This is a genomic window from Streptomyces sp. NPDC055078 (assembly GCF_053607985.1).
Genome location: NZ_JBSGUP010000508.1, coordinates 1 through 5,993, shown reverse-complemented (window position 1 = coordinate 5,993; position 5,993 = coordinate 1). Strand labels below are relative to the sequence as shown.

8 protein-coding genes are annotated in these 5,993 nt (G+C 68.9%); 4 read left to right on the top strand and 4 right to left on the bottom strand.

The annotated features are described in order from the left end of the window. Positions 1 to 111: 111 nt before the first annotated feature. Positions 112 to 1,053 carry an amino acid ABC transporter permease gene (locus tag ACWF94_RS30645; RefSeq protein WP_453495725.1) on the top strand — a complete coding sequence of 314 codons (942 nt, stop codon included), beginning with the start codon at positions 112 to 114 and terminating at the stop codon, positions 1,051 to 1,053. Further along, positions 1,050 to 1,811, top strand: coding sequence for an amino acid ABC transporter ATP-binding protein (locus tag ACWF94_RS30640; protein ID WP_453495722.1), 762 nt, complete (start codon positions 1,050 to 1,052; stop codon positions 1,809 to 1,811). The genes ACWF94_RS30645 and ACWF94_RS30640 overlap by 4 nt, the downstream gene beginning before the upstream one ends. A gap of 100 nt (positions 1,812 to 1,911) precedes the next feature. On the opposite strand, the gene ACWF94_RS30635 is transcribed toward ACWF94_RS30640, so the two are convergent. The 3 genes from ACWF94_RS30635 to ACWF94_RS30625 all read right to left on the bottom strand — a co-directional run bounded on the left by ACWF94_RS30635 (position 1,912) and on the right by ACWF94_RS30625 (position 4,277). Beyond that, positions 1,912 to 2,736 (bottom strand): hypothetical protein, encoded by an 825-nt coding sequence (locus ACWF94_RS30635; protein WP_453495719.1) that lies wholly within the window; start codon positions 2,734 to 2,736, stop codon positions 1,912 to 1,914. Further along, positions 2,733 to 3,236: a SigE family RNA polymerase sigma factor gene (locus ACWF94_RS30630; RefSeq protein WP_453495716.1), complete on the bottom strand. Its 504-nt coding sequence runs from the start codon at positions 3,234 to 3,236 to the stop codon at positions 2,733 to 2,735. Before ACWF94_RS30630 ends, ACWF94_RS30635 begins: the two co-directional genes overlap by 4 nt. Before the next feature lie 225 nt (positions 3,237 to 3,461). Next, positions 3,462 to 4,277, bottom strand: a complete 816-nt coding sequence (locus ACWF94_RS30625) for a class I SAM-dependent methyltransferase (RefSeq protein WP_453495713.1) — start codon at positions 4,275 to 4,277, stop codon at positions 3,462 to 3,464. 87 nt (positions 4,278 to 4,364) lie between these two features. On the opposite strand from ACWF94_RS30625, the gene ACWF94_RS30620 reads away from it, so the two are divergent. Then, entirely contained in the window at positions 4,365 to 4,994 is a 630-nt protein-coding gene (locus tag ACWF94_RS30620; protein ID WP_453495710.1) for a CGNR zinc finger domain-containing protein, read from the top strand. Here the strand turns inward: ACWF94_RS30620 and sodX are convergent. Then, positions 4,898 to 5,317: a nickel-type superoxide dismutase maturation protease gene (sodX, locus tag ACWF94_RS30615; RefSeq protein ID WP_453495708.1), complete on the bottom strand. Its 420-nt coding sequence runs from the start codon at positions 5,315 to 5,317 to the stop codon at positions 4,898 to 4,900. The genes ACWF94_RS30620 and sodX overlap by 97 nt on opposite strands. A gap of 150 nt (positions 5,318 to 5,467) precedes the next feature. On the opposite strand from sodX, the gene sodN reads away from it, so the two are divergent. Beyond that, entirely contained in the window at positions 5,468 to 5,863 is a 396-nt protein-coding gene (gene sodN / locus ACWF94_RS30610; RefSeq protein WP_453495705.1) for a superoxide dismutase, Ni, read from the top strand. Positions 5,864 to 5,993 lie beyond the last annotated feature (130 nt).

The following is a 5,993-nucleotide window of genomic DNA, read 5'->3' as shown; positions in this document are numbered from 1 at the left end:
GTGCGCACCCCAGCAGGCAATCGTCCGGCCGGTCCACCGGAACCCGGGCGGACGCGGTCCCCGGCCCCCCGCCCTCGGTCAGGCACTGACTCGGTATTCGAAAGGCTCCTTGTGACTGTCGACATCGAAAAGACGGGTCCGGAGGACGTACCACCGCCACCGGCGGCCGGACCCGAGGCCATCAAGGCCATCCCGGTCCGGCACTACGGCCGCTACGTCGCCGCCGTCCTCGCGATCGGGCTCCTGGCCCTGGTCGTCTACGCCTTCTCCCAAGGCAAGATCAACTGGGACGCCATCCCCGACTACTTCTTCGACGACCGCATCGTCGACGGCGTCGGCAAGACGCTCGTACTGACCGTCCTGTCGATGGCCATCGGTATCGCCGGCGGCATCGTCCTCGCGGTGATGCGTCTGTCGAGGAACCCGGTGACCTCGTCCATCGCCTGGTTCTACATCTGGTTCTTCCGGGGCACCCCGGTCCTGGTGCAGCTGTTCGTCTGGTTCAACCTGGGTCTGGTCTTCGAGTACATCAATCTCGGCTTCTACCGGGACGAGTGGTCGGACTTCATGACGCCGTTCCTGACGGCGCTGCTGGGTCTGGGGCTCAACGAGGCCGCGTACATGGCGGAGATCTGCCGCGCCGGTCTGCTCTCGGTCGACGAGGGCCAGACCGAGGCGTCGCACGCCCTGGGCATGAGCCACGGCAAGACGCTGCGCCGGATCGTCATCCCGCAGGCGATGCGGGTCATCGTGCCGCCCACGGGCAACGAAGTCATCAATATGCTCAAGACGACATCGCTGGTGGCGGCGGTGCAGTACACCGAACTGTTCCGCCAGGCACAGAACATCGGCCAGACCTCCGGCGCACCGGTCGAGATGTACTTCCTCGCCGCCGCCTGGTATCTGGTGATGACATCCATCCTGAGCGTGGGCCAGTACTACCTGGAGCGGTACTACGCCCGCGGCTCCAGCCGCAGTCTGCCGCCGACCCCGTTCCAGAAGATCAGGTCGAGTGTGTTCTCGCTGCGCCGCCCGAAGGGAGTCTCCGCATGAACGCCATGGTCAGGGCGGAGGGAGTGCACAAGTCCTTCGGACTGGTGGAGGTGCTCAAGGGCATCGACCTGGAGGTGGCACCGCGTGAGGTGTTCTGTCTGATCGGCCCGTCCGGTTCCGGCAAGTCGACCTTCCTGCGGTGCATCAACCACCTGGAGAAGATCAACGCCGGCCGGCTGTACGTCGACGGCGAGCTGGTCGGCTACCGCCAGAAGGGCGACAAGCTGTACGAGCTGAAGGACAGCGAGGTCGCCGTCAAGCGCCGGGACATCGGCATGGTCTTCCAGCGCTTCAACCTCTTCCCGCATATGACGGCGATCGAGAACATCATCGAGGCGCCGGTCCAGGTCAAGGGCGAGACCAAGGCGGTGGCCCGCGCACGGGCCGAACAACTCCTGGACCGGGTGGGCCTGGCCGACAAGGCCGCCACCTACCCCTCCCAGCTCTCCGGCGGCCAGCAGCAGCGGGTGGCCATCGCCCGCGCCCTGGCCATGCAGCCCAAGCTCATGCTCTTCGACGAGCCGACCTCCGCGCTCGACCCCGAGCTGGTGGGCGATGTGCTCGACGTCATGCGCGGTCTGGCCGAGGACGGCATGACGATGATCGTGGTCACCCACGAGATGGGCTTCGCGCGCGAGGTCGGCGACGCGCTGGTGTTCATGGACGACGGCGCGGTGGTGGAATCGGGCCATCCGCGCGATGTCCTGACCAACCCTCAGCACGACCGGACGAAGTCGTTCCTGTCGAAGGTGCTGTAGCCGCGGGTCGCGCGCACGGTGCGAGGGCGGCCCCGGCAGCGTACGAGGGCGGTACGGGCCCGGAGTCACGGAGTCCCGTACCGCCCTCGCACCGGCCCGCTCAGGGCACCAGCTCCGGGCGAAGCATCAGCGTCTCGAACTCGGACGGGGTGTAGGAGGCGTAGCCCCCGTTGGTGCCCACTCTCGTTCCCGACTTCGCCTCGGGCGAGTACACGCCGACCTTGCCCTCGGCCTGGGAGCCCATCGTCATGCCCGCCTCCCCGACGAGCAGCAGGCCGCCGTCCGGGAGCGTGAGACGCCCCAGCCGGTTGAAGGCCCAGGGAGCAGGCCCGGCACGGAACTCGGCCCCGCCCTTCCATGAGGTGGACACCCTGCCGTCCGACACTCGCCTCTGCACGCACTCGGCCTTGGCGGACGATGCGAGCACTGCGCAGAAGTCCTCCGGCAGCCCCTTGCCCCCGGTATCGCGTGCGACTGCCTCACGGTCCATGAACGCGATGCTCACACCCCGGAGTTCATTCTTCCCATCGCGTTTCTCCGTGACGAGGTAGTGCCCGTCGAGCGGGCCGGAGCCCGTCACGGCGGCATGGGGGACCTTGGCGAGCGGGTACACCCGCAGCATCGGCCCGTCCGCGACCTTCCGCACCGACTCGATGTCCCCGGGCAGCAGTTCGCGGATCTTCTCGGCCTGCTCCGCGTCTCCGGCACTGGCGGGCGGTGCGGCGACCGACCGCTTCTCGTCCCCGCCAATGGCAGGCCCCACGACCGCCCCGGTCGCGAGCACGCCGACCGCGACCGCCGCCGCGACGACCGCCGCGCGCCGGCGCCCCGTCCTGGCCGCCTTGATGTACACGGCCTCGGTCGTGACGGTGGAACTCCCCGCATCCTGGGCGGCCTCTTCCAGCATGTACCTGATGTCATTCATACGAACTCCTCCTGCACCTCTGCCCGCAGAATCGCGAGCCCCCGGGCCGCATGGCTCTTGACGGTGTTCTCCCGCATACCGAGCAGCTCCGCCGTGGCCGCGACGCTCTGGTCCTCCCAGTAGCGCAGCACCACCACGGCACGCTGTCTGGCGGTGAGCCGGTCCAGCGCGGCACGGATCACCAGCCCCGTCTCGGTGTCGGCGTCCGGCGGCGCCGGGCGGTCGGGGAGTTCGCCGTACGCGTGCTCCCGCCGCCAGAACCGGCGGCGGGAGGCGATGAAGGTGTTGACGAGGGTCTTGCGCGCATACGCCTCGATGTTGTCGAGGCGTATCCGCCGACGACCGCTCATCACCACCTTCACCAGCGTGGTCTGGACGAGGTCATCGGCCTCGTCCCGATCTCCGCACAGGAGGTAGGCGCTGCGGAACAGCGCGGTACGCCGGCCTTCGACGAACGCGTGCAGCGCGATGTCCTCCGCTTTCCCAGAGTCCCGCTTCATCCTCACCACTCCCCGGTCCGCCGGTCGCGGACCTTCACCCCTTCCAGTGCGGTGGCGGTCGCAGGAGGTTGCGCCCGGAGGCGATTCCGTCCGGAGCCGAGTGGACGGACACGTGGACGGACACGTGGACGGACACGTGGGCGGACATGTGGGCGGACATGTGGGCGGACATGTGGGCGGACATGTGGGCGGACACGATTCCGTCCGGAGCAGGGTGAGCGGAGGCTACTTCAGGGCAAGGACCAGGCTGTCCGACGGCGAGGACCATACGGCGCGGGCCTCGGCGAAGCCGGCCGAGCGCAGGGTCTCGGCGTGCCACTGGGCGGACGGGGTCTCGCCGTCCGCGTGGTCGCCGCCGTAGATGGCGAAGCGCTCGGCGGTCGGCGCGGCGAGCACCGGGTCCTGGGCGGCGAGGTCCCACCATTCGGCCCAGTCGACGGCGCCGGATTCCTTGGCACGGTCCATCCGGGCGTGCCGGTGGGCGCGCTCGGCGGCGTTGATGCGCGGGGTGGTGCGGTCGATCATATGGTCGGCGTTCATCAGAACGCCGCCGTCGCGGACGACACCGGCGAGCTGCCCGTAGAGCGTGGCGAGCGGTCCGCCGGGCAGCCAGTGCAGGGCGGTGGCGGTGAGGACGGCGTCGTACGAGTCGTACGGGAGCTTCGCGGTCCAGCCGGGGTCGGTGAGATCGGCGGTGATGAAGGTGGCGCGGTCGTCGGCGGCGAAGGTGCCCCGGGCGATGGTCAGCAGGGCGGGGTCGAGGTCGACACCCGTGCTGACGGCGTCCGGGAACCGGCGCAGCAGCCGGTCCGTGATGCTCCCCGTACCGCAGGCGAGGTCCAGGACGCGTGGCGCGGGGCCGACGACGGCCTCGACCATGTCCAGCATCACCCGGAACCGCTCCTCGCGGTCGGGCATGTACCACTCCTGCTGACGGTCCCAGCTCTGCTGCCAGGCCGCCCAGTCGGTGCCCGCCTCCGTTCCCGCCGGCGCCGCCGTCCCCGCGTTCGCTGTCGCCGCGTTCGCCGTCTGCTCTGCCATGGAAGCCTCCCATCCGTAATACCTCAAAGCGGTATCATCCATTACACACAATAAAGCGACCCTAGACCGCCTCGGTAAGGACTACAAGTGGAACTGGCCTATTACTCGGACTACGCCGTGCGCCTGGTCAACACCGAGGAGCCGGCTCGTAACAAGGACACCCTCACCTCGGTCGACACCATCCGCGAGCTGTTCGGCCCGTCCGCCCAGGCCGCGCGTCGCGCCACCGACTCGGATGTGACCCGCTTCCGCTCGGTGCGGAGCAGACTGCGGGCCGTCTTCACCGCGGCGGACGCCGGGGACGAGACCCAGGCGGTCGATCTGCTGAACTCGCTGCTGCTGGAGTTCCCCGTCAGCCCGCAGATCTCGGGCCATGACTTCCGGGACGACGACGGGCGCCCGAAGTGGCATATGCACCTCGCCGACCATCCGTCGAACGCGACGGCGGGGTACGCGGCGATCGCCGCGATGGGGCTGGCGTTCCACCTCACGGAGCACGGGGTCGACCGGCTCGGACTGTGCGAGGCCGAGCCGTGCCGCAACGCCTATCTCGACACCTCGACGAACCGCTCCCGCCGCTACTGCTCGGACCGCTGCGCGACCCGTGCCAATGTGGCGGCCTACCGCGCGCGCAAGCGCCTGGAGACGGAGCGGTCGCAGAGCACCGGCCGCAGCGCGGAGAACGCCCAGGAGACGAGTCCGCGCACGGAGCGCTGACCCTTCTCACGCGGCCGGTACCGGCCGCGCACCCGCCCGAGCAGCAGTTCCGCCGGTACGGTCCCGAACAGCCGGCTGTCCCCCTCGGCGCCCGGATTTTCCCCCAGCACCCACCAGCCGGTCTCCCGCCGCTCGACCAGCCGCTTGACGATGAGGAGATCCTGCTGGAGTGGATGGCGCAGTACGGCGATATCGCCCGGCCGTACCGTGGCGCCGTAGTGCACCAGCAGCCGGTCGCCCGCTCTGAGCGTCGGGTACATGGAAGGACCCGTCACTTCGGCCACCCCGAACGGTGCTGTCGGCTCCCGCCCCTGATCAGTCATCCGCCACCTCCGGCTCCCAGGGTATGTTCGGCCACCGGTCCCATACTGACCCCGGACTTTCGTCCTAAGCCCTAGGGGGCACTCGCGAAATCGGCTCTCTCACGGAGTAATGTCCCACCTGAGAAGACGATCACGAGGAAGGACAGCTCCATGCTCTCCCGCCTGTTTGCCCCCAAGGTAAAGGTCAGCGCCCACTGCGACCTGCCCTGCGGTGTCTACGACCCGGCCCAGGCCCGTATCGAGGCCGAATCGGTCAAGGCCGTCCAGGAGAAGTACCAGGCCAACGAGGACCCGCACTTCCGGGCCCGCGCCACCGTCATCAAGGAGCAGCGGGCCGAGCTCGCGAAGCACCATGTCTCCGTGCTGTGGAGCGACTACTTCAAGCCCCCGCACTTCGAGAAGTACCCCGAGCTGCACCAGCTGGTGAACGACGCGCTGAAGGCGCTGTCGGCGGCGAAGGGGTCGACGGACCCGGCGACCGGCCAGAAGGCACTGGACTACATCGCCCAGATCGACAAGATCTTCTGGGAGACGAAGAAGGCTTGATCGCACCTCGGTGCCTGGGATTGCCCCGTCGCGCGTCGTTCGCGCGGCGTTCGCGGGCCGTTCGCAGGTCGTCGTGGACCAGAGCGCGCAGCAGCGGGGCCCGACCGGGAGACATCCGGTCGGGTCCCGC